Consider the following 525-nt stretch of genomic DNA (forward strand, 5'->3'; position numbering starts at 1 on the left):
AGAGATATTGCTGAAGTCGAGCGTATCAGCATTGGCAAGGTATTACGAACCTTAAGTGAATCGATCTATCAGATTCAGCCTAAACAAAGCCACTACGAATGTCTTGAAGTCGATGAACTTTGGACTTTTGTAGGGAATAAGAAAAATAAACAATGGCTTATTTATGCCTACCATCGAGAATCTGGAGAAATTGTTGCTTATGTTTGGGGTAAGCGGGATTTAGCAACGGTTCAACGTCTTAAAGCTAGACTTAAAAAGCTTGGGGTTCAATATGCTCGAATTGCGAGTGATCATTGGGATAGTTTTATCACAGCATTTCAATGTTGCAAGCAAGTGATCGGTAAGTTTTTTACCGTCGGTATTGAAGGTAACAATTGTAGAATTCGTCATCGAATCAGGCGTGGATTTAGGAGAAGTTGCAACTTTTCTAAAAAGCTCGAAAATCATTTTAAAGCCTTTGATTTGACTTTCTTTTACCTTAATAACGGATTTGTTTAACGCCAGCATACTTTTTGAAACACCACC

The 525-nt window shown here is 37.9% G+C and carries 1 protein-coding gene; it reads left to right on the forward strand.

What is annotated here, in order from left to right; all coding sequences use genetic code 11:
• On the forward strand, positions 1–498 hold a 498-nt coding region (locus tag WFH18_RS17715), incomplete at its 5' end, for an IS1 family transposase (RefSeq protein WP_164543412.1).
• Positions 499–525 lie beyond the last annotated feature (27 nt).

This window comes from Acinetobacter sp. USHLN143, assembly GCF_037145695.1.
Taxonomy (GTDB): Bacteria; Pseudomonadota; Gammaproteobacteria; order Pseudomonadales; family Moraxellaceae; genus Acinetobacter; species Acinetobacter fasciculus.